The organism is Aquimarina rubra (assembly GCF_042684305.1).
Taxonomy (GTDB): domain Bacteria; phylum Bacteroidota; class Bacteroidia; order Flavobacteriales; family Flavobacteriaceae; genus Aquimarina; species Aquimarina rubra.
The window spans coordinates 21,448-45,545 of the sequence record NZ_JBHULE010000022.1; the positions used below are offsets into that span (position 1 = coordinate 21,448).

At 33.4% G+C, this 24,098-nt stretch carries 17 protein-coding genes; 9 read left to right on the forward strand and 8 right to left on the reverse strand.

Annotated elements, in window-relative coordinates; translation table 11 throughout:
* Positions 1–22: 22 nt before the first annotated feature.
* Positions 23–472, reverse strand: a complete 450-nt coding sequence (gene bcp, locus ACFSR1_RS18585; RefSeq protein WP_378294551.1) for a thioredoxin-dependent thiol peroxidase — start codon at positions 470–472, stop codon at positions 23–25.
* 169 nt (positions 473–641) lie between these two features.
* On the opposite strand from bcp, the gene ACFSR1_RS18590 reads away from it, so the two are divergent.
* Positions 642–1,292, forward strand: a complete 651-nt coding sequence (locus ACFSR1_RS18590) for an endonuclease III domain-containing protein (RefSeq protein WP_378294552.1) — start codon at positions 642–644, stop codon at positions 1,290–1,292.
* 44 nt (positions 1,293–1,336) lie between these two features.
* Here the strand turns inward: ACFSR1_RS18590 and ACFSR1_RS18595 are convergent, their stop codons facing one another.
* Positions 1,337–1,486, reverse strand: coding sequence for a hypothetical protein (locus ACFSR1_RS18595; RefSeq protein WP_378294553.1), 150 nt, complete (start codon positions 1,484–1,486; stop codon positions 1,337–1,339).
* Between the two features lie 74 nt (positions 1,487–1,560).
* Positions 1,561–2,145 (reverse strand): RNA polymerase sigma factor, encoded by a 585-nt coding sequence (locus ACFSR1_RS18600; RefSeq protein ID WP_378294554.1) that lies wholly within the window; start codon positions 2,143–2,145, stop codon positions 1,561–1,563.
* 239 nt (positions 2,146–2,384) lie between these two features.
* Here ACFSR1_RS18600 and uvrA point away from each other — a divergent pair, with 239 nt between their 5' ends.
* From uvrA to ACFSR1_RS18615, 3 genes are all read left to right on the forward strand, one after another.
* The gene (gene uvrA / locus ACFSR1_RS18605; RefSeq protein ID WP_378294555.1) at positions 2,385–5,165 is read left to right on the forward strand and encodes an excinuclease ABC subunit UvrA; all 2,781 of its coding nucleotides are present in this window, start codon (positions 2,385–2,387) and stop codon (positions 5,163–5,165) included.
* 510 nt (positions 5,166–5,675) lie between these two features.
* Positions 5,676–6,323: a hypothetical protein gene (locus ACFSR1_RS18610; protein WP_378294556.1), complete on the forward strand. Its 648-nt coding sequence runs from the start codon at positions 5,676–5,678 to the stop codon at positions 6,321–6,323.
* Positions 6,324–6,639: 316 nt separating this feature from the next.
* Entirely contained in the window at positions 6,640–7,737 is a 1,098-nt protein-coding gene (locus tag ACFSR1_RS18615; protein WP_378294557.1) for an amidohydrolase family protein, read from the forward strand.
* Positions 7,738–7,799: 62 nt separating this feature from the next.
* Here ACFSR1_RS18615 and ACFSR1_RS18620 read toward each other — a convergent pair whose 3' ends face one another.
* Entirely contained in the window at positions 7,800–10,193 is a 2,394-nt protein-coding gene (locus tag ACFSR1_RS18620) for a T9SS type A sorting domain-containing protein (protein WP_378294558.1), read from the reverse strand.
* A 247-nt stretch (positions 10,194–10,440) separates the two neighbouring features.
* On the opposite strand from ACFSR1_RS18620, the gene ACFSR1_RS18625 reads away from it, so the two are divergent.
* Both ACFSR1_RS18625 and ACFSR1_RS18630 read left to right on the forward strand, forming a co-directional pair.
* Positions 10,441–11,739: a hypothetical protein gene (locus tag ACFSR1_RS18625; RefSeq protein WP_378294559.1), complete on the forward strand. Its 1,299-nt coding sequence runs from the start codon at positions 10,441–10,443 to the stop codon at positions 11,737–11,739.
* 188 nt (positions 11,740–11,927) lie between these two features.
* A complete protein-coding gene (locus ACFSR1_RS18630; protein WP_378294560.1) occupies positions 11,928–12,464 on the forward strand; it encodes a pyridoxamine 5'-phosphate oxidase family protein in 537 nt (178 codons plus the stop codon).
* Between the two features lie 2 nt (positions 12,465–12,466).
* Here ACFSR1_RS18630 and ACFSR1_RS18635 read toward each other — a convergent pair whose 3' ends face one another.
* Genes ACFSR1_RS18635 through ACFSR1_RS18650 form a run of 4 tightly spaced genes read right to left on the reverse strand, consistent with a single transcriptional unit; the run spans position 12,467 to position 17,965 of the window.
* Complete coding sequence (locus tag ACFSR1_RS18635) at positions 12,467–13,915, reverse strand: oligosaccharide flippase family protein (protein WP_378294561.1); 1,449 nt, start codon at positions 13,913–13,915, stop codon at positions 12,467–12,469.
* A 17-nt stretch (positions 13,916–13,932) separates the two neighbouring features.
* Entirely contained in the window at positions 13,933–15,222 is a 1,290-nt protein-coding gene (locus tag ACFSR1_RS18640; RefSeq protein WP_378294649.1) for a glycosyltransferase family 4 protein, read from the reverse strand.
* 3 nt (positions 15,223–15,225) lie between these two features.
* A complete protein-coding gene (locus ACFSR1_RS18645; protein WP_378294562.1) occupies positions 15,226–17,664 on the reverse strand; it encodes a YfhO family protein in 2,439 nt (812 codons plus the stop codon).
* Between the two features lie 31 nt (positions 17,665–17,695).
* Positions 17,696–17,965: a DUF4834 family protein gene (locus ACFSR1_RS18650; RefSeq protein WP_378294563.1), complete on the reverse strand. Its 270-nt coding sequence runs from the start codon at positions 17,963–17,965 to the stop codon at positions 17,696–17,698.
* 100 nt (positions 17,966–18,065) lie between these two features.
* Here ACFSR1_RS18650 and ACFSR1_RS18655 point away from each other — a divergent pair, with 100 nt between their 5' ends.
* The 3 genes from ACFSR1_RS18655 (at position 18,066) to ACFSR1_RS18665 (ending at position 24,089) form a co-directional block, all read left to right on the forward strand.
* Complete coding sequence (locus ACFSR1_RS18655) at positions 18,066–19,703, forward strand: transporter (RefSeq protein WP_378294564.1); 1,638 nt, start codon at positions 18,066–18,068, stop codon at positions 19,701–19,703.
* A 235-nt stretch (positions 19,704–19,938) separates the two neighbouring features.
* Positions 19,939–20,643 carry a FadR/GntR family transcriptional regulator gene (locus tag ACFSR1_RS18660; protein WP_378294565.1) on the forward strand — a complete coding sequence of 235 codons (705 nt, stop codon included), beginning with the start codon at positions 19,939–19,941 and terminating at the stop codon, positions 20,641–20,643.
* 293 nt (positions 20,644–20,936) lie between these two features.
* A complete protein-coding gene (locus ACFSR1_RS18665) occupies positions 20,937–24,089 on the forward strand; it encodes a SusC/RagA family TonB-linked outer membrane protein (RefSeq protein ID WP_378294566.1) in 3,153 nt (1,050 codons plus the stop codon).
* Positions 24,090–24,098: the final 9 nt, after the last annotated feature.

Below are 24,098 nucleotides of genomic sequence, written 5' to 3' on the forward strand. Positions count from 1 at the left end.
TTTAATGTTTTACCCTAAACGCCTACAGTATTTGCGCTGCGTGGTCTTTTGTTTTTACCTTCGTGATTACTTCTGAAAGCACTCCATTTTCATCTATTACAAAAGTTGTACGATGTATCCCATCATATTCTTTACCCATAAATTTTTTAGGACCCCAAACACCAAATGCTTCTATCACCTTTTTATCCTCATCTGCCAATAAAGGATACGGCAGTTCGTATTTATTTTTAAAATTTTGTTGTCTCTTTGCACTATCTGCACTAACTCCCAGAATCTCATATCCTTGAGCCTGAAAAGTCTGATAATTGTCTTTAAGATTACAAGCCTCTGCAGTACATCCGGGTGTACTGGCTTTAGGATAGAAAAATACAACCAGTTTCTTTCCTTTGTAATCCTCTAAACTAATGGTATTTCCATCTTGATCTAATGCCGAAAAATTGGGAGCCTTGTCTCCTACTTTTAATGTTGTCATGGTTTATGATTAATGTGAAAACTTGAAAATATAAATTTGTTTAATGTTTTTTGATAAAATTAGAACAAAAAATACAATTGAAAGGTAATTTTATTAAAAATTTATGCTTTGATTGGATATATAAAACCTTATAAATATTCATATTTTAGCTTAAAATAATTCTATTGCTATGACCAAACAGGAAAAGGTGGATTTTACAATAAAAACGCTAAAAGAATTGTATCCTACCATACCAATCCCACTAGATCATAAAGATCCTTATACACTGCTAATTGCGGTATTAATGAGTGCGCAAAGTACCGATGTAAGAGTGAATCAAATAACTCCTCTCCTATTTGAAAGAGCTGATAATCCCTATACAATGGTAAAACTATCAGTAGAAGAAATTAGAGAAATCATAAAACCTGTCGGTTTGAGTCCGATGAAATCAAAAGGTATTCATGGACTTTCTAAAATATTGATAGAGAAACATAACGGAGAGGTACCTCAAAGTTTTGAAGCCTTAGAAGAATTACCGGCAGTTGGTCATAAGACAGCCAGTGTAGTGATGTCTCAGGCATTTGGAGTTCCGGCATTTCCGGTAGATACACATATTCACCGTTTAATGTATCGATGGGGTTTTAGTAGTGGTAAAAATGTAACCCAAACTGAAAAAGATGCGAAGCGCTTATTCCCCAAAGAATTATGGAATGATCTTCATCTGCAAATTATCTGGTACGGAAGAGAATATTCTCCTGCAAGAGGCTGGAATCTTGATAAAGATATTATCACCAAAACTATAGGAAGAAAAACGGTAATTAACGAATACCTTAAAAAATAAAAGACCCGTTATTTAGTATAACGGGTCTTTCACAAAGTTTAGTTTTAATTTAGAAGCGCTTCAAACTTCATATTTTTATAATCTATAACACTTAAAGCCTTTGAGTAATTTAGAAGAAAATCTACTGTCATTTTCTCCGGTACTAATTGTTGTTGCTCCTCTTTGCGAGAAGACTTAAAGTAAAATTTTGCCATATTAATTAATCTTAAATTAAGGGTTATTTTTTATAAATAACGAGGCAAAATATACTTTATTGCATAAAGAAATGTTAATTTGTCAAAACAATATTGTTTTTCTCAATAACCTTTCTCAAGTTGATTAATGCATATCTCATTCGTCCAAGAGCTGTATTAATACTCACACCTGTTTTATCAGATATTTCTTTAAAACTCATATCACGATACATACGCATTACTAATACTTCTTTTTGATCTTCTGGTAGTTCCTGAATCAAATTACGAAGATCCTCCTCTACTTGATCTTTTATAATTCTCTTTTCAGCATTTAGGTCACCATCACTGATAATTGAGAAAATACTAAATTCTCCATTATCTTCAAATTTTGGCATACGGTTACCTTTTCTAAAATGGTCAATTACCAAGTTGTGTGCAATACGCATTACCCAAGGTAAAAATTTACCTTCTTCATTATACTTTCCAAGTTTTAATGTACGGATAACCTTAATAAATGTATCCTGAAAAATATCTTCAGACACATCACGATCAAAAACTTTAGAATAAATAAAACTGTAAATACGTTGCTTATGACGTTCGATTAGCGTAGATAAGGCACTTTCGTCACCTTTAATGTAATTGTTTACCAGAACAGCATCTGTAATTGTGTAATCCTTCATACCTATTACTTAATTTTAGTACCAACAAGCTTGGGGCTCGGGCTATGTTAAACTTTAAAGTAAAGGTATACTATAGGCTATTCTTTTTAAGATTTGGTATATTTACAGGGGCTAATATAATAACAATCCTTGAAAATCAAACTATTTTGTGTTAATTTTTTTAACTTAACTTTCAATCTTAATCCTCTAGAATACTTCTTAAGTAATCATTATATTTGCGCTCACACCGCATATATGCTATGATTCAAGACATTACAACTTTAGATCCGAAACACAATATTTTAATTAAAGGAGCTAAACTGCACAACCTTAAAAATTTGGATGCAGCGATCCCAAGGAATAAACTAGTGGTAATCACAGGGTTATCTGGATCAGGTAAATCCAGCTTGGCTTTTGATACTCTGTATGCAGAAGGTCAGCGAAGATATGTAGAAAGTCTTTCTTCTTACGCAAGACAATTTTTAGGACGACTCAATAAGCCTAAAGTTGATTATATAAAAGGTATTGCTCCTGCGATTGCTATTGAGCAAAAAGTGAATTCTACCAATCCTAGATCAACCGTCGGGACTACCACAGAGATTTATGATTATTTAAAATTACTTTTTGCAAGAATTGGTAAAACCTACTCTCCTATCTCGGGCAACCAGGTTAAAAAAGATACTGTCACAGATGTGATTGAATATGTAAAAACATTTGAAGAAGGAGAAAAATTATTGTTATTAGCTCCAATTCACGTAGAAAATGGACGTACCACAGAAGAAAAACTGAAGGTATTACAACAACAGGGATATGCCCGTGTAAAAATTAATGACACTGTTTCTAGAATTGAAGATGCACATATCACAAAAAAAGACACTGTGCATCTTGTAATAGACCGTATTATAAAAAGAGACGAAGAAGATTTCTACAATAGGCTTGCAGACGCTGTAAGTTCAGCCTTTTTTGAAGGCAAAGGAACATGTTTTGTAGAAACTCTAAAAAATAGCGAATTAAGACAGTTTAGTAATAAGTTCGAATTAGACGGAATGACATTTCTGGAGCCTAATGTACACTTATTTAGCTTTAATAATCCTTATGGAGCTTGCCCGGAATGTGAAGGTTATGGAGATGTAATTGGTATCGACGAAGATTTAGTCATCCCTAATACTTCTCTTAGCATCTATGAGGGAGCTGTTTTTCCCTGGAAAGGTGATACTATGAGTTGGTATAAAGATCAATTAGTAAATAGTGCATATAAGTTTGACTTTCCTATTCATAAACCTTATTTCGAACTATCACCAGAACAAAAGGAACTACTATGGAAAGGAAATAAATATTTTGAAGGTATCGACAGTTTCTTTATTGAGTTAGAAGCCAAGGCTTATAAAATCCAGAATAGAGTAATGCTATCGCGCTATCGCGGTAAAACAAAATGTGCAACTTGTAAAGGGAAACGTCTTCGCTCTGAAACAAATTATGTAAAAATTGGGGGAGCTACTCTAACGGATCTCGTTGAAAAACCTCTAAATGAGCTTTCGGATTTTTTTAAAGGATTAGAACTTAATCAGTATGATGCTCAAATTGGTAAACGATTATTAAAAGAAATTAATAGCAGACTTGAATTTTTAGATAACGTAGGTCTTCAATATCTTACACTCAATAGAAAATCGAATACGTTATCCGGTGGAGAATCTCAGCGAATCAATCTTGCAACATCTCTGGGAAGTAGTTTAGTCGGATCTATGTATATCCTAGATGAACCCAGCATTGGATTACATCCAAAAGACACAGAAAAACTCATTAGAGTGTTACAATCTTTACGTGATTTAGGTAATACGGTGATCGTTGTAGAACACGATGAGGATATTATGAAAGCTGCTGATGAGATACTGGATATTGGGCCAGAAGCTGGCACATACGGAGGAAACTTAGTCGCCAGCGGTACTTTTGATCAAATCTTACAGTCTGATTCGCTTACTGCAAAATATCTTAATGGTGATCTGGAGATTGAAGTCCCAAAAGAAAGAAAATCCTCCAAGTATTACTTAGAAATCATTGGTGCTCGTGAGAATAATCTAAAAAATATAGATGTAAAGATTCCTTTAGGCATTTTTACCGCGATAACTGGAGTTTCAGGTAGTGGAAAAAGTACATTGGTTAAGAAAATCGTATATCCTTCAGTAGTAAAACAATTAGGAGGATATGGTGAAAAAGCAGGTCAATTTACAGAACTAAAAGGAAACTATAGCAATATTAAACATGTAGAGTTTGTAGATCAAAATCCTATTGGACGTTCGTCCAGATCTAATCCTGTAACGTATATCAAAGCGTATGATGATATACGTAGTTTGTTTGCTGGTCAGAAGCTGTCTAAAATACGTAATTATCAATCAAAGCATTTTTCTTTTAATGTGGATGGCGGACGTTGTGAAACCTGTAAAGGTGAAGGCGAGGTCACTATCGAAATGCAATTCATGGCTGATGTCCATCTGGAATGTGAAACCTGCGGAGGAAAACGATTCAAAAAAGATGTGCTAGAAGTTACTTTTGAAGATAAAAACATCGACGATATTCTTACCATGACTATTGACAATGCTATTGACTTTTTTAGCGATCATGGTCAAACCAAAATTATACGAAAAATTAAACCTTTACAAGACGTAGGACTTGGATATGTACAATTAGGTCAAAGCTCCTCTACTCTTTCTGGTGGTGAAGCCCAACGAATTAAACTGGCCTCTTTTCTTGTAAAAGGAAACACAAAAGATAAGGCATTGTTCATTTTTGATGAACCTACTACCGGATTACATTTTCATGACATCAAAAAACTATTAAAGTCTTTTAATGAACTTATTGCTAAAGGACACTCTATTTTGGTCATAGAACATAATTTGGATTTGGTAAAATGTGCCGATTATGTGATCGATTTAGGGCCTGAAGGTGGAAAAAATGGTGGAAAAGTAGTAGCAGAAGGAACTCCGGAAGAAGTCAGTAAAAACAAAAAGTCATATACGGGACAGTATCTTAAAGAAAAACTCTAATAACATTAACATAAGTGTAATATAGTATTTTGTAAAGTGAAGTAAAACATTTCGGCTACGCTGGCGAATATTAAAAATCAAAAAATATCACTTACAGAACAATTACAAGCGCGAACAGCCCAATCTGCCAATAAATATCCAGAAACCATTCATAAAATAATGAATAATGATATTTCAGAACTTAAAAATAGTCAACTTGTAGCATAAGCGCTAAAAACCGGAGATAAATCCGGGAAATACTATTGCCTAATGCAACTGGAACTAACATCTCTGCAACCTATATAATCGATCAAAACGGAACCATCATTTATGATTTTATCAAGGAAGATTACAAAGAAAGAGTAGATGCTGAATAAAATTTCAACTTACTAAATATCAAATAATTACATGTGTTTTATCATTAATTTCATGGTAACTAAAAAAAATTTGGCACGCCATTTGGTTACTTACTAATCAAATAGCGGAAACCGAAAAGCTAATGAGTAGGTAAAAACCCAAAACATTTTAGTTATGAAAAAAATGATACTTTTTATCGCAGCAATGTTACTAGTTGGAACAGCTGCACAAGCGGCCGATCAAAAACTGTCGGATCAAGTTGATAGGGTTACAAAACGCTATCGTTACGCACAACCTATTGTATTTGTCGAAGGTGGTGTAACATTCTTTGTGTATCCTAATGGAGAAATTGATTTTAAAAATCCAAGACAAAGAAATTATAATCATTGGGATTGGAATTCGAGAAATTATAATGCGCCAGGACGTACCAGAGGTTACAGACATAATAATCGATTTACCGTACGATATGATTACTATGGAAGATTAAAACGTGTTGGTCTTACCACTATAGGATATAATAGATTTGATCAGGTAAGAAGAATTGGTTCTGTCTTAATGAGATATAATAGAAGAGGAAGATTGGCTCAGGTTGGTGGATTACATATCTACTATGGAAAACGAGGCAGAATCAAACATATAGAAGGAAATATTCATTATACAGGATGTGGTTTTTGTGGGATTGACGGATGTAGTATGACACATGATCCATATTATAACTTTAATGGGAGATCAAACCATCACGATCGAATCGATCACGATGATGATGATTATTATAAGAATAGAAAAAGAAATAAAAAACATAATGATCGAGATGATGATTAGTATAAATTAGTTAGTTGGTTAGTTGTTAGAAAGCCCGTTACTGTCTTGGTAACGGGCTTTCTTTTTAATCCGGGTTACACATTGAAACATTGTTATGAAAGTTGAAAACGCAATGAAATATGATGTTTTACCAAATTCAGCATAGCATCGCTACGGTGGATTTGGAAAACATAGTGGAGCGATATATTTTGAAGTGGTTTCGAGCTGTAATTAGTTTTCAATGTGTAATCCGGATTTAACTAAAAATGTTAAGCTTTCTTCCAGACTGGACGATTATTTTATATTTATAGATGTAATATAAAAATTAGATGATCTTATGAAATTTTATAAATTCTCACTCCTACTTCTTTTTATTTTTAATATTCAGGGAGTTGTTGCCCAAAAAATGCAATTCGAAGAGTATGATCCTCCTTCTACCCTTGTAGTTCAGGAGACTATCATTAAAAAGGCTAAATTCCCTTTTATTGATGTACATAATCATCAATTCAGAATGCCTACTCAAGATTTAAGTGAACTTGTTACCGAAATGGATAAATTGAATATGGCTGTGATGGTTAATTTATCAGGACGAGGAAGAGGATCTGATGAACATCTAAAAGGAGCCCTAGAAAATGTAAGAACCAACGCTCCAAACCGTTTTATTGTCTTTACAAATATTAGTTTGCAAGGAATTGATGATCCAGACTGGACTTCAAGAACTGTGACCCAATTAGAAAATGATGTAGCAGCAGGTGCCAATGGCTTAAAAATATATAAAAGCCAGGGAATGGACAACAAGGATAGTAAAGGTAACCGTATCAAAATTGATGACCCTCGTATTGACCCGGTATGGGAAAAATGTGGAGAATTAGGAATTCCGGTATTGATACACGCTGCGGATCCGAAACCATTTTGGGATGCTCATAATAATCAGAACGAAAGATGGTTAGAATTAAAACTGCGCTCCAGAAGAAAAAGAGATGCAAACGTAACCGGATCTTGGGAAACTATCATACAAGAACAACATAATATCTTCAGAAAACACAAGAATACTAAATTTATTAATGCCCATTTAGGCTGGTACGGTAACAATTTAGCCAAACTTGCCGAGCTAATGGATGAAATACCTAATATGTATTCTGAAATTGGTGCTGTAATCGCAGAACTAGGAAGACAACCTCGCAATGCTAAAGCTTTTTTAACCAAGTATCAGGATAGAATTATGTTTGGGAAAGACTCTTGGAATCCCGAAGAATATTATACGTATTTCAGGGTACTAGAATCAGATGATGAATATTTTCCATATTATAAAAGATACCATGCCTTCTGGAAAATGTATGGATTAGATTTGGATGATGAAGTCTTGAAAAAATTGTATTACAAAAACGCGCTTAAGGTAGTTCCAAATATTGACAAAAGTTTATTTCCTAAATAATGTAAGTATAAATAAAAGGGTGTTTTTTAAAAAAAACACCCTTTTATTATATTCAAAACATCTTATTGAATAATAATCATTTGAGATACTTTGCTTGCTCCAAACTCTGAAGTCAAAATATATTGTCCTGCGGATAATCCTTCAGAATTTAATTGAAACGTCTGGTTTCCTTTCATTCCTTCTATAGAAAACTCTTTAACCTTTTGTCCGTTCAAGTTATATATATAAAAATGGAGTGATTTTTTTTTCTTCAGATTAAGATCAATCTTAATAGGATTTCCCTCAAGAACCGGATTAGGATATGCTTTTATCTCTTCATTAGAACCAAATCCTTTATCAAATGATGAGTCATTAGTAGATCTGGCAGAAGGTGCTCCAACCAATCTAGGAATACTTCGTATAGTTAATCCAGGAACCCCAAGACCCGTTGACCCACCTGTAGTATTAGTTACTGCACAAGAATATAACCCCTCCACGGTTGCTACAAAAGAATCTGTATTTGGTCCTGTAGGTGTCCAAGTGTATACGTTACCTGTACCACCTACATTTACCGAAACCGTATTACCAGTTCCTTCTGTAGGTACATCCCGTTGCGGGCTATAGTAAAAATTAAACATATCAAAAGTACTATTATAAGGAAGAAGGTCATCAAAATGTAAATTGTTATTAATTACATTTAGGTTATTTAACGTTCTACCGGCCCCAAAAACATTAGAAGGTAAAACCAAATCATCAAAAAAGTTATCACGTGCATTACATAGTCTAATGTTTGGCATATTAGAGATATCCAATGCTCCTTCAAACTGATTATCTGCAATAACAAAATACAACATTTCATCATACGTTCCAGACATGATTAATTCACTTAATCCTAATCCTTGCACTCTAAAATCCAATAATTTACGCATTCCCGAAATATCCATCGGCCTTCCTGGAGTTACCGGATTGTTATAAAAATATAATCTACTTAACTCTGGATTGCTACCAAAATTGAAGTCTGTAAACTGATTATCTCGCGCATTACATATTCTTAGATTTGGCATATTAGATATGTCTAAAGTCCCTGAAATTTGGTTCTCCTGAATCATAAAATATAACATTTCATTATACGCCCCAGAAACGATCAATTGCCCGAGATTTAATCCATGAACTCTAAAATCCAATAATTTCCGCATTCCCGAAATATCCATCGTCCTACCTGGAGTTACCGGATTGTTATAAAAATACAATCTGCTTAATTCTGGGTTACTACCAAAATTAAAATCAGTGAACTGATTATCTCGTGCATTACATTGTCTAAGGTTTGGCATATTAGATATATCTAAAGTCCCTGAAATTTGGTTCTCCTGAATCATAAAATATAACATTTCATCATATGTACCAGAAACGATCAATTGTCCTAAATTTAATCCTTGAACCCTAAAATCCAGTAATTTTCGCATTCCCGAAATATCCATCGTCCTACCTGGAGTTACGGGATTATTATAAAAATATAATCTGCTTAACTCTGGATTAGTTCCAAAATTAAAATCAGTAAACTGGTTATCTCGGGCATTACATATTCTAAGGTTTGGCATATTAGATATATCCAAAGTACCGGATATTTGATTATCCTGAATAAGGAAATATAACAGGTTATTGTATGTTCCTGAGGTTCTCAAATCACTTAAACCTACTCCTGACACTCTGAAATCAATTAATTGATGCATCGTAGAAATATCAATAGTTTTACCTGTAACAAAAGAAGGATTGCGATAAATATATACTCTTTGTAATAATAAATTTGATCCAAAAACCACATCACTGATATCATTATTATGAACAATTATATCCAACAAATCTGGCATTGTAGAGATATCTAAAACACCAGATATGTTATTTTGGCTCATATTAATTCGTTTTAAAGCTGTAAGATTGGAAAATGATGCTGGAATCGTACCGGAAATATTATTACTAGATAAACGAAGTTCTGTTACTCTACAATTTTCGACTTTAACACCTTTCCAGGTTTCCATTGGACCAGTTAACCAATTCGTGTTATCTATCCAAGAAGGACCATTAGTAGCATTATAAAAATCAATCAGGGCCTGTCGATCACGATCATAATCGCTGATACTGCTGGAAAAAATACCTAGAGCCACGGTGTTAACAAGTGGAACACCATCTACAATTACACTGTAATCTCCAACATCAGAGCTACTGAAATTATTTACTATTAATGAAGAAGAAGTCGCTCCGCTAATATTGACCCCATCTAATGTCCATTGATAAGAGGATCCAGATATGGGAGATGTCAATGTTGTAGAAGTACCTTCTACAATACTAATAGTTGAAAAAGCTTCCGCCTGAACAGAAATATTAGGCTGTCCTATAGTACATTGTCCAAAAGTTGCATTGGTAAGGATTCCTATAAATAGGATCATTACACATTTGAGTGTAAAGAAATAAGTTTTCATATTTTAAAGTTTTAAGATGAATAAGTACTTCTTTGTGGAGATTTCATTTACAAGGTCAACTTTTCACTTCAAAAAAAATAAAACTTTAAAAAACACTGAAAAACAGACACTTAACCACTAATAACGGCTATTCACACCTATTAAAACATGCATCCTCTTATCCTAAAACTGGTTTTGGCACACTGCTTGATACTATAAAAACGAGTGATAAAAACTAATTTTTACACTTCTTTTAAAATCACAGATTATGAAAAATATTGTTTTACTTTTTACAGGCTTATTATTAGCATCTTTTACAGCTAATGCTTTTGATACTAATACAGAAACCGTTTCTCGATATTATAACTATGGAAAATCTTTCATCTTTAGCGAAAACGGAGTTGAGTTCTCTGTATATGCAGATGGACAATTTGATTTTTATGTAGATAGACCAAGAGGTGGTGTAAGTGTGAATATCAATCGTCCTGGAGTAAACATAAGTTTTAATTCTGGTTATGATTATGATGCTTATGTACAATATGATGACTATGGAGCTGTAGTACAGGTAGAAAACGTACCTATCTTCTATGACTACTATGGTAGAATTAGCCAGGCTGGTGATGTATTTATCAACTATAATCGTTTTGGTAGAGTGTCTAGAGTTGGTGGATTATATGTAAACTATAACACTTATGGTAATTTCGTAAACTGCACAGGATTCATTAATAGTTATAACAGATACTATGTATATAGACCATTTCACGCTTTTTTTACAGTACCGGTTGTAAGTAGATGTATTGTATTTAATAGACCTTATAGAAGATTTTATAATCCTTACAGATGTTCATATAACGTATTTAGAAATAATTACTATAACGGGTATTATGCGAAACCATACAGAAGTCGTAATTATTACAGACCGAATCAAAGAGTAGCTAGTTATAATAGAGGTTATAGAGTCAACAGAGCGAGAAGTCTTGATTACAGGTCAAGAGACAGAAGAACCGCAATGTATACTAGAAACGATCGTAACTATAGTACTGTAAATCGTTCCAGATCAACTTCTATTGACAGAAGCAGAGCAAGGCAAAATGACAATGCTTCTAGAAACAGAAGTACACAATCTAGAGATCGTGCAAGATCTACTAACAGAAGTACTCAAAATAGAAACAGAGTAGAAACTACTCAGAGAAGCAGAAATACGGTAACTAGTCGTTCTACAAGAAATGAAGACACTAGAGATCAGGTAAGAAGATCAGATAGAAAAAGAGTAGTATCAAAACCTGGAAATACTCAGAACAGAAATCGAGTGCAGTCTACGCAAAGATCTCAGAGAAGTAGAAATACGGTTGCAAATCGTTCTGCCACAAGTAATAACAAAGTAAGAACTACTAGAAGTAATGGAAATAATCGTTCTGGAAATGTAACAAAACGTTCTAATAACAGTCGATATACTAGTAAAGGAAATAGTTCTAGATCGAAAGTTCAGAAACAAAGAAGAAACACTTCTAACAGCAAAACAAGATCAAACAATTCTAGATCTCGTACTGCAAGAAGTAGAAGTTAAGAAATATAAAGAATTTATTTTTTTGGTTGGTTAGTTGGAAAATCCCCCAGAGTTGTATGCTTAGGCACCTCGGGGGATTTTCTTTTTATTACATTATCTTCTGTTTTTTATGAAGATTACAGAAAGTAACCGATATCTAGCCTTAATTATATTGATTAACTTTATCTAATAATATAATTACTAACATAATGGGGAAAAAATTAGAAGAGTTAGATAATAAACTTATTGATTTTATCGAAAAACAAAAGATATTCTTTGTTGGAACTGCCGCTTCCATAGGTAACGTAAATATATCTCCAAAAGGGATGGATACCTTTAGAATTTTGAATTCTAAAAAAATTATATGGCTTAACCTTACCGGAAGTGGAAACGAAACTGCTGCACATCTAATGAAAAACAGCAGAATGACCATAATGTTCTGTGCCTTTGAAGATAAGCCTCTTATCCTAAGATTATACGGAACTGCATATATATTTCATAAAAGAAATCCAGAATATCATCAATACATTCATCTTTTCCCCAAAATGGATGGATCCAGACAGATTATTGAAATGGATATAGATTTCGTACAAACCTCTTGTGGATACGCAGTACCTTTCATGGAGTTTAAAGGAGAAAGAACACAATTAAAATCCTGGGCTGAAAAACAGGGAGAAGAACGATTAGAAGAATATTGGAAAGAAAAAAACACACGAAGTATCGATGATTTTGAAACGGGTATTTAGTATCAAATAATTCTTTTTATAATTGAATTAATATCTTCCGACACATTAAAAAAGTATAATAAAGCAGTATAACCTACTCCCACGATCAAACTCTTAATTCCAATATTTACAATTGGGTGAAATTGAAAATCCCAAAAATAAAATCCAAAAACAAAACCAGTTATTAAAAGTATTGTCAAAAAAGTGTTTTTCGAAAATGGATGCATTTTAAATTTTAATTGAACAATCCATATTTTTGTCAAATTATAACAGAACACCGCAGTAAATGTAGCTATAGCTGCTCCTGCTACTCCAAAAATTGGAATACAGATCCAATTAAGAACAAATGCAAGAACTGCCATTCCGATTCCTATATATAAAATCAATCGATAGTAATCAGAATTAAATAGTATCGAATTGTTATTACCCAAAAGGTTGTCAAATAGCTTGGCAGCACCTATCAATAGTACAACCCATATAAACAACTCATATTCTTCTGGAATTAATCGAAAAAGTTCATTGACATTGCAAATAATTAAAACGAACAATAGACCACTTATTGCAAAAAGGTTCAGAGAACTTTTTTTATAAAGTACTTTCAACTGTTCATATCCTTTTTCATTAATTAATTTAGCAGTCAACGGATAGGTAATCTGATGCATTGCTCTTGATGGAATGATAATAACACTGGCTATATATGCGCAAATACCATATTTAGCAACGTATTCAATAGGAAGATAACGCTCGATCATAGTTTTATCCAAATCAATTAATAAAGTAGCCACAGATCCTGCTAACAGAATTAATAAGGAATATTTAAACACAGAAACATAATTACCGGGTAATGAAAAACTAAATCTAAACGTATGTAATCCAAATGCATATAATAACATAATCACTAATCGAAGTATATATACGATTACAATAGCATATATAAATTGTTGCACCGTAATTGCTTCAAAATATACCAGAAACAATAAAATCATGGTGCATATGCGTACAAACAATTCTTTTAAAATATTACCAAAAACACTTTTTAGTTTTACTTTGGTCCAGGCAAAAAATATTTCAAAATAAGATAAGGCAATTGCCAAAATATAAATAGTCCACACATAAGGTTGAACAATGGTATTATCATCACTAAAAAAATCTAGAATATAAGCATACAGAGCAGTACCAATAGCCCCAACGAATAAGGCAATACACATTGGTAAGATGAGCATCATGCTCATAAATCTATTTTGTTGATCCGGGTTTGTATATGAAGAATAAAACTTTACCAATGTATTATGAACGCCAAAAGCCATTAATGGCCAAATTAAATTTGAAGCAGAAAGTAAATAAGAGACTAGTCCATAATATTCTTCTTCTAAGAATTTAGTAAACAAAAACAACGTATTAATGGCGCCAATCCCAAAACCTAAAATGGTAATGATCACATTTTTAATGGATTGATTGACTACTATTCCCATTGTTTAGGTTTATGACTTTACTTTTTTAGATTTTTGAGTAACAAAGACATTTCTTTGGTAAGTTCCCTCCTACTATACTTTTCGATTCCTTCAGTTTCTGTAACTAGTTTTCCTTTTTGAAATTTATTAAAATAATCCAGTACTATTCCTTTCATTTTATCATACTCATCATATTCAAAGAAATAACCTGAATTAGTATCTTTTATTAGTTTCGAAATATCGGCTCCCTCAGGTCCAATAGCTAAAATAGGCCTTTTAGAAACCATATATTCAAATAATTTACCAGGTATGATACATTTAGTTTCGGGACTATCAATTTCTATTAATAATAGAACCTGTGAGCTTCTCTGAATCTCTATGGCTTCTTTATGTGGTACATACCCTCTATTATCTAAAAATCCTGATAATCCAGCTGCATTGATAGAATACAAAACATCTTCACTTACAGCTCCAACTAACCGCAGTTTAAAAGCTTTAGCAAATTCATCACTTTCTTGGGTAAGGTCGTAAAGTACCTGCCATAATTTTTCCGGATTTCTTCCTGATAATAAGGAACCTATATGTGAAATTGTAAATTCACTATCCAATTTTACTTCTGAAACCTGTTCTGTATCATATCCATTAGTAATTACAGAGACTGGTCTATTAGTAATTCCCTCAAATTCCTCTTTCGTAGTATAACTTGTTACGGTTATATGATCAACCGATGTTAAAACTTCTTGTTCTAATTTCTTATGTTTATGTTTAGACCGTTTGGTAAGTTTTAACTGATTGTGATATCCAATGGTTGTCCAAGGGTCTCTAAAATCTGCTATCCATTTGATAGCTAATTTTTCTTTCAACTCCTTTCCTATCAAATGGATACTATGTGGCGGACCAGTAGTAATTATAGTATCTATATTAGCCTCAGAAATATATTGTTGAAGAAATTTTACGGACGGTTTTATCCAAAATTTACGTGCATCTGGTATAAAAAAGTTCCCTCTTATGTATAGCAAAAGCTTTTGAATGAGAGATTGTTTTTCTTTTTTGGCAATAATCCCTTTACTAATGGTTTTAGATGACTTTTTAGAAAAAATTTCAGCAAAACGATAAGGTTCAAAAATTGGATGTTTTATTACAGTTATTTCGGTTGGAATTTCTGATGATAATGATTCATCTTTTAAAGGATATGTCGGGTTTTTGGGAACATACACCACAGGCTCGATATCAAAATCTCTAAAGTATTTGACGAATTTAAGCCAACGCTGAACTCCGGGACCACCGGCTGGCGGCCAATAATATGTAATGAGTAAGACTTTCAAAATCCTTTACGAGTTCTCTTTTGAAACTATTTCTTTTCGTTTTTTATACTCAAAAAACAGTGCTCCCAAAAATAATAATCCAAAGATAACAGAACTTGCTAAAGTAATTGTACTTCCTGTTTTTACAACCTGCGGTTCGAATTTAAATTCTATCGTATGCTTACCAGGAGGAACCTTTAAGCCTCTTAGCATATAATTAACCGGATAAATTTTTTCTGATTTTCCATTGATATAAGCATTCCATCCTTCTTTATAATACGTCTCCGAAAAAACAAGAAATCCTGGGCTTTCTGTGTACACATTATACGCAAGATGATCTGGGTCTGTTTTGGAGATAGAAACAGTAGACACACTATCTTTAATCGGTTTATAATTCTCAAGTTCTTCTTTAAATGCTTTTCTTATTACCGCTGTTTTCTTAGTGTCAATCACATCCAATGATTTAAACTCTTCCTTATAATCATCCACAAATTTTAAATCTTCTACAAACCAGGCTGGACCATTTGCAGAAGGATTTTGTTGCACATCCAAGCGTCTTTCTTCATTTTGTTGAATCACATATTTTATGTTCAACATATTGACCACTTGCAAATTTCCTTTCGCAATATATGTGTTGTAGATATCGTCTATTTTTCTGGGACGAACGACAGAATAGCCTCCTACAGTATTAAAAAAATTATTGGTATGAGAATTCATAAACCCTCTTGCCTGATCCAATACCCTATAGTAAGATTTATCTTTTAAAATTTCCTTATCGACAGCCGTTGGCTGAAAATACGACTTATAGGTACGTTTGGAAATAAATGAATCCGCATCTACACTACGGCGATCCACCCCCACTAAATCTATAAGAATTAGAACTCCAACGCCTATTATCATTAAGTTTTCAGAAAGTTTCTTTTTTAATGTAAACCAGAGCACCCCTCCAATTAACAGAATAAAGATCAGTGATCGCAAACTATCGCTTTTCATGATCGTTATTCGATCCTCCTTAATTGCGTCAAAAATAGCAGGCTGTTCTATAGCTAACTGAACATCATTTGGAGATTTAAAACTAAATAAACTTCCTCCAAACAACCAAAATATCAAACACAATCCTCCAAAAACACCTAAGGATATCAAAAATTTCTTTTGTCGCTCCTGAAATGAGGTTTTTTCATTAAATAACTGATATAAACCAAATACTGCCGCAATCGGTATTACTAATTCTAGGATAACTTGAATACTCGAAACTGCTCGAAACTTATTATATAATGGAACATAGTCTACGAAGAATCGAGTCAAAAAATCTAAATTCTTACCCCAACTTAGCGCTAACGATAAAATAATTCCTCCCAGTAACCACCATCGCAATCTACCTCTTACTAATAATAACCCTAATAAAGCAAGAAATACAACCGTAATACCAAGATATGGAGGTGCTTCTACAAAAGGCTGTTCACCCCAATATAATCCAGTAACATCTGCATAATAATCCGCCTGTTCCGGTGGTTGCCCCAATTCAATTAATTTTTGATAAAAAGCAGAATCTTTACCTAAATCAGAAGCTCTCCCTAATCCCATTAACTTTGGAATAAATAGATTCAAAGATTCTAATTTCCCATAACTATATGTTGTAATGTAGTCATAATCCAAACCGTCTTTTACCGAATTGGTGGAAGTTTCTTCTGCTAGCAAATTCTTACCTCGTATACTTGTCTTTGCATATTCTGACGTTGACAACAAAGTCGTAGCATTTGTTGCCAAACCAAATAAGGCAGCCACAATTAGAATAGCTGAGGATTTCAAAAAATGTGGGATTTCTTTTCTTTTAAAAGCATCAATAAAATAGGTGACACCTATTACAAACACTAATAACCCCAGATAATAAGTCATCTGATAATGATTCGCTTGAATTTCTAACCCCATGGCTAAGGCAGTGAGTATAAATCCCCAGACATATCGTTTTTGAAAAACTAGTAATATCCCTGAAATCACCAATGGAAAATAAGCAATTGCGTGTGCCTTGGCATTATGCCCTACTCCTATGATAATAATAAGGTATGCAGAAAAACCAAATGCCAATGCTCCGAGAACTGCCATTTTCCAAGGAATTCTCATAACGAGTAATAATATATAAAAGCAAGTAAGGTATAAAAATAAGTAATCTGCAGGCCTTGGCAGGAATCGGATCAAACGATCTAATTTATCCATATAATCGTAAGGAAATTTTGCTCCTATCGCATAGGTAGGCATTCCTCCATAAGCAGCATTATTCCAAAAAGTTTCTTTTCCTGTTTCTTTTCGATAATCATTCTGTTGCCTAGCCATACCTTCATATTGCTTGATATCATTTTGATAGATCATTTTTCCGCTAAGGACAGGATTAAAAAAAGCAAGTGAAGCAATTATAAAACCTAAAACAACAAGTAAATGAGGTAAGAATCTTTTAAGATAAGACATCATGTGAGTGACAATTTACGAATGAAGCGCCAAATTAATCAATTTCCTCAAAATCGATGTACTCTCCAACATCTTTATTAGTAGATTTTTGCTTTGGTTTTTTATCTATAGTAGTATCCTCCTTTGTAGGAGATGTAGGTTGCTGGTATTGCTGAAATTGCTGCTGAAACTTCTCTCCTGCTTTCTTTGTTACGTATCTAAGCAATAGAGGACCAAATAATCGCGTTAGTATCTTTAATCCGTAATATATTAATAACAGAATGAGAATTACCTTTAATACCCCTGATAAAGAAGCTTCTTGCATATTATTTTTTTTCAAAAATAGGGAACTCTCAATACAATTACATGGAGTCAATCCTAAAAAAATGATAAAATCTGCTATATTTGAACCAAATCTATTAAATATGAGCCCTAAATCTATGCTAGTGCTGGTGAGCCTATTCCTACTCGGCTTAACGGTATCTGCTCAATATACCGAGAAAATTAACACAAATAGACCTGGAACTTCCCAGGGTGCTTTCTCTGTTGGTAATAATGTATTACAATTAGAAGGTGGTTTTGGTTTTGGAAAAGAGAAACACAAATTAGAAGACACCAGGACGAATACATTTAATTTTGACTACACTATTAGGTATGGCTTGCTAATAGAACAATTAGAAATTAATTTAAATGGTAGTTTTAGAAATGAAGGTATCAAACAAACAGTAGGCGCTAACGAAGAAAAAATAAGACGAGCAGATTTTGAATTTAATACTATAGGAGTTAAATACCTTATTTACGATCCCTATAAAAAACCAAAAGAGAAAGACTCCATAAACTATGATGAATTAAAAAGTTGGAAAGAACGCTACCGATTTAAATGGAAAAGTCTTATTCCTGCCGTATCTGCATATGCCGGTATGAACTATGTGAATGCAGATAATCCCTTTACATTTACGAATGATCAAACTATTAGTCCAAAGTTTGTGGTAATGACTCAAAATAATTGGTGGACCAGTAATGCTGGTAGTTGGGTGCTCGTTACCAATCTAATCGTAGATAAAATAACCACAGAGAATCCTGCATATGGATGGATCATTACCAGTACTCATACGCTAAATGATAAATGGGCCGTCTTTGGAGAGTATCAAGGACAGAAAAGTAACTTTTATAGTGATAATATATTAAGGTTAGGTGGAGCCTATCTATTTAATAACGATCTGCAAATTGATGCCAATATTGCTACCAACTTCAAAGATACTCCTTCAATATTTAGAGTGAGCGTCGGTGCTTCTTATAGGTTTGACTGGCATTATAAAGATGAAATAATAGAAAAGCCAGGATTTGAAAGCGGAATCAAAGACAAAGAACCTGAATTGAATGAAAAAGAAAGTGATAGTCTTAGCATAAATCAAGAATTTGAAGAAATTGAAAATGATAGCTTGAAATTAGAAAAAACTCCTTTTATTAATGAATTCGAGGATGGAAGCCATCGAGAAGCAATGGAAAAGGATCTTGATGAACGAAGAACCGAACAACGTTTGGAACGTGAACGATTAGAAAAAGAAAAACAAGATAAAAAAGACGATAAAAAGTTCAGGAAAGAAGAAAGAAGACGATTAAAACGTGAAGCCAAAGAAGCTAAACAGGCAGAAAAAGCCCGAATCAAAGCTGAGAAAGAAAAGCAAAAAATGATTGAGGATATAGATGCCGAGTTAGATAAAATGGAACAAGATGAAGGTGTGGATGATGAATTAAAAAAGATCGATGAAGAGCTCAAAAAGCTTGAAGAAATGGAAAAAGATTTGGAACCTGAGAAAACTAAAGAAAAAGAAGAAAAGAAAGAAGCCGAGGAAGAAGACATAGATGCTGAGTACGAAAAGCTTCAGAAAGAACAGGAAAAAGCTAAGAAAGAAGAAGAAAAGCGTCGTAAAAAAGAAGAGAAAAAACGTTTAAAAGAAGAAAAGAAAAGAAAGAAAGAAGAAGAGAAACGTAAGAAAGCAGAAGAGAAAAAGAAAAAAGAAGAAGAAGAAAAAGAAGGTGATGATAATAATGACGGCTAGTATTTTCTAGTTTCATTAAAAGGCATAAATAAAAGGGCTGGGTACTACGTATTCAGCCCTTTTTAAATATAAAAGCTCTAGATATAAAAGAGGATGGTTCTAAACAAAAAATAACAATTTCGAACCAAATGATATCTTTTTTTCAAATTTCTATCATTTTTTAACATTAAATATATATAGGTTAAAATAATTCTCTTATATTTGGTTAACCAATTTGGTTGACCAATTTAGAATTATGAGAATCAATATAGAAACCGATCCTATATCTCCAAAGAATGAAATTGAAACAGTAATTTCAAAAATTAGGGATCTAATTATTAACCGACAACTAGAACCAGGAGATAAATTACCATCTGAACGTACTCTATCAGATAAATTTGATGCGAGTAGAAGCCATTTAAGGTTGGCCATACAAAAATTAGAATTTTATGGAATTGTAAAGAGATATCCAAAAAGTGGAACTTTTGTCTCTAAAATTGGTGTAGGTGCTCTCAACTCCATGATGGCTAATATTTTACACTTGCAAACTCCCGATTTTAAATCTTTAGTAGAAACAAGATTAATACTGGAGACAAAGGCGGTAAAACTGGCCGCTATTCGCAGAACTGAAAAACAATTATACCAAATAGAACAAGCTCACGAAGCTTATATAAAAAAAACAATAAACGGTCAAAATGCCGTCGATGAGGATTTGCTATTTCATCTTAAAGTAGCAGAGGCCAGCTGCAATAGTGTAATCAATTCGTTAATGCTGGTCATTACCCCTGAAATAATTACAAATTTTGTTACCAATAAAATCTGTGATACTCAAAATTTTTCAAATCTTATTAAAGAGCATGAACAGATCGTAAACGCTATAAAAAGTAGAGATCCGGACGAAGCCACTAAGACTCTAAAAACTCATTTTAAGGACTTATACAATTATTGCAATACTAATTAAAAACTACGCCTATGTAAGTAAATCAAGAAAACAAAAAAGGATAGGCAAAAACCCATCCTCTTCAATTATTCTATAATCACTTCAAGTTAGAGGGAGAAGTCAATTATATCGAATAATAACGCTCTATTACCTAAGTAAACACGCTGTAGCAAATATAATAAATCATTATATGGTTAAAATTTTGCTTTTGTTAATGTTTAGTTAAGTAATTGAATTACACACAAGTCAGAGTAGCCGTTAAAAGCGCTAAAGCTTATGTCTAAAAACAAAACTAATCATTGAAACAATTACACATGAATCACAAAATAACTATAGCATTACTACTATCGTTATTATATCATTTTAGCTCGTATGCGCAAGAAAGTTATGAGTTAACTGGTATCGTAACATCAATAGAAACAAATACGCCAATTCCCGGTGTGAGCGTCCTTATTGTTGGAACTTCTACGGGAACAGTAACAGATTTTGATGGAAAATATTCAATAACTGTAAAATCAGGAGATGTATTACAATTCACTTATATAGGGCTTACTACAAAAAATGTTACTATATCCGGACAGACTACTCTAAATGTGTCTATGGAAGAAGATTCTGAGGCACTAGAAGAAATTGTTGTTGTTGGATATGGAACACGAAAAAAATCACACAACACTGGTGCTATCGCTCAAGTTAAAGGAAGTGAAGTCGCAGCCATACAAGCAACTCGTGTGGATGAAGCACTGGCAGGTAAATTATCAGGGGTTTTGATTCAAAATCAAAATCCAGAACCAGGGGCAAACCCAAAAATTCAAATAAGAGCAGCTTCTTCTCTAGCAGGTGATTCAGGACCATTAATTATAGTAGATGGTTATCAAATTTCAGGAAATTTAGCCACGGTAAACCCTAATGATATTGAAAGTATAGAAGTCTTAAAAGATGCAGCTTCGGCAGCTATTTATGGAGCTAATGGTGCGAATGGAGTTATTTTGGTAACTACAAAAAAAGGTAAATTAGGTCAGCCACAATTTAGCTATAATGCATTCCTTAGTTTTTCAAATAAATATCGTAAAAACATCTTAAAATCAGGACCGGAATGGGCAGCGTTTTCAAGAGAACAAATTGATGCTGGTAATTGGGATTTATCTCAAGTTGACCCAGCTTTTGTGGAGTATAGATTAAGAGCGTATGAAAATTCTCCAGGAGCCATAAGTCCAGAAGACTGGTTATTTAGAACCGGCACTACCATTAATCACGATTTTAGTATGGCAGGTGGTTCTGAAAATGCCAAATACTTTGCTTCAGTTGGATATCAAGATGCAGAAGGAGTAGCTATAACACAAGGATTTGAAAGATTTAATGCTCGTTTAAACATAGACGCCAAATTAGGTAAAAAATTTAAGGCTGGATTTAGCTTTAATGGTTTTGCTTCGAAAAGAGACATCTTAGCTCACGACATGAGAGATTTATTAAGAGCTTATGGGGTTCATCCTGTCTATCACACAGCCGAATCCATTGCATTTGTTCAAGCATTAGATGTAGAAGCGCAAGGATTAGGGTTAGCGTCATTTGATAATGGTTATAGAGGTGGTATTGGACCAACGAGCATATATGAATTAACACCAGGAGATAGAGTAGACGATTGGCATTATGGTAGAGCCAATAATGGTATTGGAGGATCTGGAGATGCAGGACCAGCTCAAAAATTAGATAATGCAGATGCTTGGCAGAAAATCTATTTTGCAAATATTTCATCCTATTTGCAATATGAAATTATTGATGGACTAACTATAAAAGCTGTTTTGGGCGGTGATTATAATAATACTCAAAACTATTATTACCAAGGTCTAGGGGCGGACTCCAGAGCACGTACAGATCAAACAGATTTAGATGAAAGTACTAGGAATTCTACATCTATTCTAAGTACTACAACATTAAATTATAACAAACTAATTGGTAAACACGATATCGATGCCGTGATTGGTTATGAATTTTTAAACAACTATATAACCGGGATTTCTCTAGTAGGTACAAATGTTCCAAACAGTGATATTATTAATTATAACTTATTAGATCCAGAAGATATTACAACCACTGAAACTGAAATCACCAGAGCAAGAAAGAGTGTTTTTGGTAGAGTACAATATGCTTATGATGATCGTTATCTAGTATCAGCATCTTTAAGAAGAGACGGTGATTCTCGTTTTGGAGCTAATAAACAATATGGAGTTTTTCCTGCAATGTCTTTAGGTTGGAATGTTCATAATGAAGGCTTTTGGAATTCTAATGGTTTTAGTCTTCTTAAATTAAGATTTAGCACAGGTTCTTTAGGGACAAGTGCGTTCTTAAATGATTTTGACGCACAAAGCTTGTTAAATCCTATTCCAACTGTTTTTGGTACTGGATTTGGAATTTCTGGAAACGTAAATAATCCGGATCTAACCTGGCAAACCAATACAGAAACGAACTATGGTATAGATTTAGGATTCCTAAGCAACCGTTTCAGGTTGAGTGTGGATTATTACAACTCGGATATTGAAGATATGTTAATAGGAAGAACAGTGTCTTACACAACCGTTGGTCAACCTTCTATAATTGTTAATAATGGTGATATGACAAGTTCTGGATTAGAATTTGAATTGTCTGCAGGTCTTGTTCAAAGTCAAGATTTTTCTTGGAATATTAGTGCTAACCTATCTACTGTCAATACAGAAATTACAGATTTAGATTCTGTAGAAGAACTACCACAAATACAATATGGTCAGAGCGGTAGAGGTCCAATTTTCAGAAATTATGTTGGAGGAGAAATAGGAGAAATGTGGGGCTTAGAAACTATTGGTGAAGTTGAAATGCGATATTTAGAAGATCCAACCAGACACCCAAATAATACTTCTGGTGAATCTTATGTAGTGGATCAAAATGGAGATGGGGTCATTAATAGTGATGATTATGTCAAAATTGGACAAGCTACTCCAGATTTCTACTGGGGATTAAATAGTTCTATGAGCTATAAAGCTTTTGATTTATCCATGCAATTTCAAGGTTCTCACGGAGCAGAAGTATATAATATCGACCCGCTTTACTATGAGTCACAATGGTCTGGCAGATTAGTAGATTCTTTTGATGTTAATGATGATGGTGTAGCTGATCATAATGGAGAGTTTTATATCGGTAATAGAAGACAGACGGATCACGGCATTCAAGATGCGTCTTTTATAGCATTAAGAAATTTAACCTTAGGATATACCCTCGACCAAAAATTAATAACCAGAACAGGCTTAAGATCCGTTAGAATTTATGGTGCAGCAACTAACTTATTATACATTATGGGTGATGATTATACTTCATACAATCCTGAAGGTATTGAAACCGGAAATTCTGGTTATGCAGGACCAACAACATATGGTGTGCAAGTTGGTGCAAGCCCTATTGTAAGAAGTTTTACGTTTGGTGTAAATGTTAATTTTTAAAAAAAGAAA

Excerpts from the sequence above, each read along its gene's own strand:
- ACFSR1_RS18650 (WP_378294563.1), bottom strand. The coding sequence starts at position 17,965 with ATGCAAGAAGCTTCTTTATCAGGGGTATTAAAGGTAATTCTCATTCTG.
- uvrA (WP_378294555.1), top strand. The coding sequence starts at position 2,385 with ATGATTCAAGACATTACAACTTTAGATCCGAAACACAATATTTTAATT.
- ACFSR1_RS18635 (WP_378294561.1), bottom strand. The coding sequence starts at position 13,915 with ATGGGAATAGTAGTCAATCAATCCATTAAAAATGTGATCATTACCATT.
- ACFSR1_RS18595 (WP_378294553.1), bottom strand. The coding sequence starts at position 1,486 with ATGGCAAAATTTTACTTTAAGTCTTCTCGCAAAGAGGAGCAACAACAA.
- ACFSR1_RS18625 (WP_378294559.1), top strand. The coding sequence starts at position 10,441 with ATGAAAAATATTGTTTTACTTTTTACAGGCTTATTATTAGCATCTTTT.
- ACFSR1_RS18655 (WP_378294564.1), top strand. The coding sequence starts at position 18,066 with ATGAGCCCTAAATCTATGCTAGTGCTGGTGAGCCTATTCCTACTCGGC.
- ACFSR1_RS18620 (WP_378294558.1), bottom strand. The coding sequence starts at position 10,193 with ATGAAAACTTATTTCTTTACACTCAAATGTGTAATGATCCTATTTATA.
- ACFSR1_RS18615 (WP_378294557.1), top strand. The coding sequence starts at position 6,640 with ATGAAATTTTATAAATTCTCACTCCTACTTCTTTTTATTTTTAATATT.
- ACFSR1_RS18590 (WP_378294552.1), top strand. The coding sequence starts at position 642 with ATGACCAAACAGGAAAAGGTGGATTTTACAATAAAAACGCTAAAAGAA.
- ACFSR1_RS18660 (WP_378294565.1), top strand. The coding sequence starts at position 19,939 with ATGAGAATCAATATAGAAACCGATCCTATATCTCCAAAGAATGAAATT.
- ACFSR1_RS18610 (WP_378294556.1), top strand. The coding sequence starts at position 5,676 with ATGAAAAAAATGATACTTTTTATCGCAGCAATGTTACTAGTTGGAACA.
- bcp (WP_378294551.1), bottom strand. The coding sequence starts at position 472 with ATGACAACATTAAAAGTAGGAGACAAGGCTCCCAATTTTTCGGCATTA.
- ACFSR1_RS18665 (WP_378294566.1), top strand. The coding sequence starts at position 20,937 with ATGAATCACAAAATAACTATAGCATTACTACTATCGTTATTATATCAT.
- ACFSR1_RS18645 (WP_378294562.1), bottom strand. The coding sequence starts at position 17,664 with ATGATGTCTTATCTTAAAAGATTCTTACCTCATTTACTTGTTGTTTTA.
- ACFSR1_RS18630 (WP_378294560.1), top strand. The coding sequence starts at position 11,928 with ATGGGGAAAAAATTAGAAGAGTTAGATAATAAACTTATTGATTTTATC.
- ACFSR1_RS18600 (WP_378294554.1), bottom strand. The coding sequence starts at position 2,145 with ATGAAGGATTACACAATTACAGATGCTGTTCTGGTAAACAATTACATT.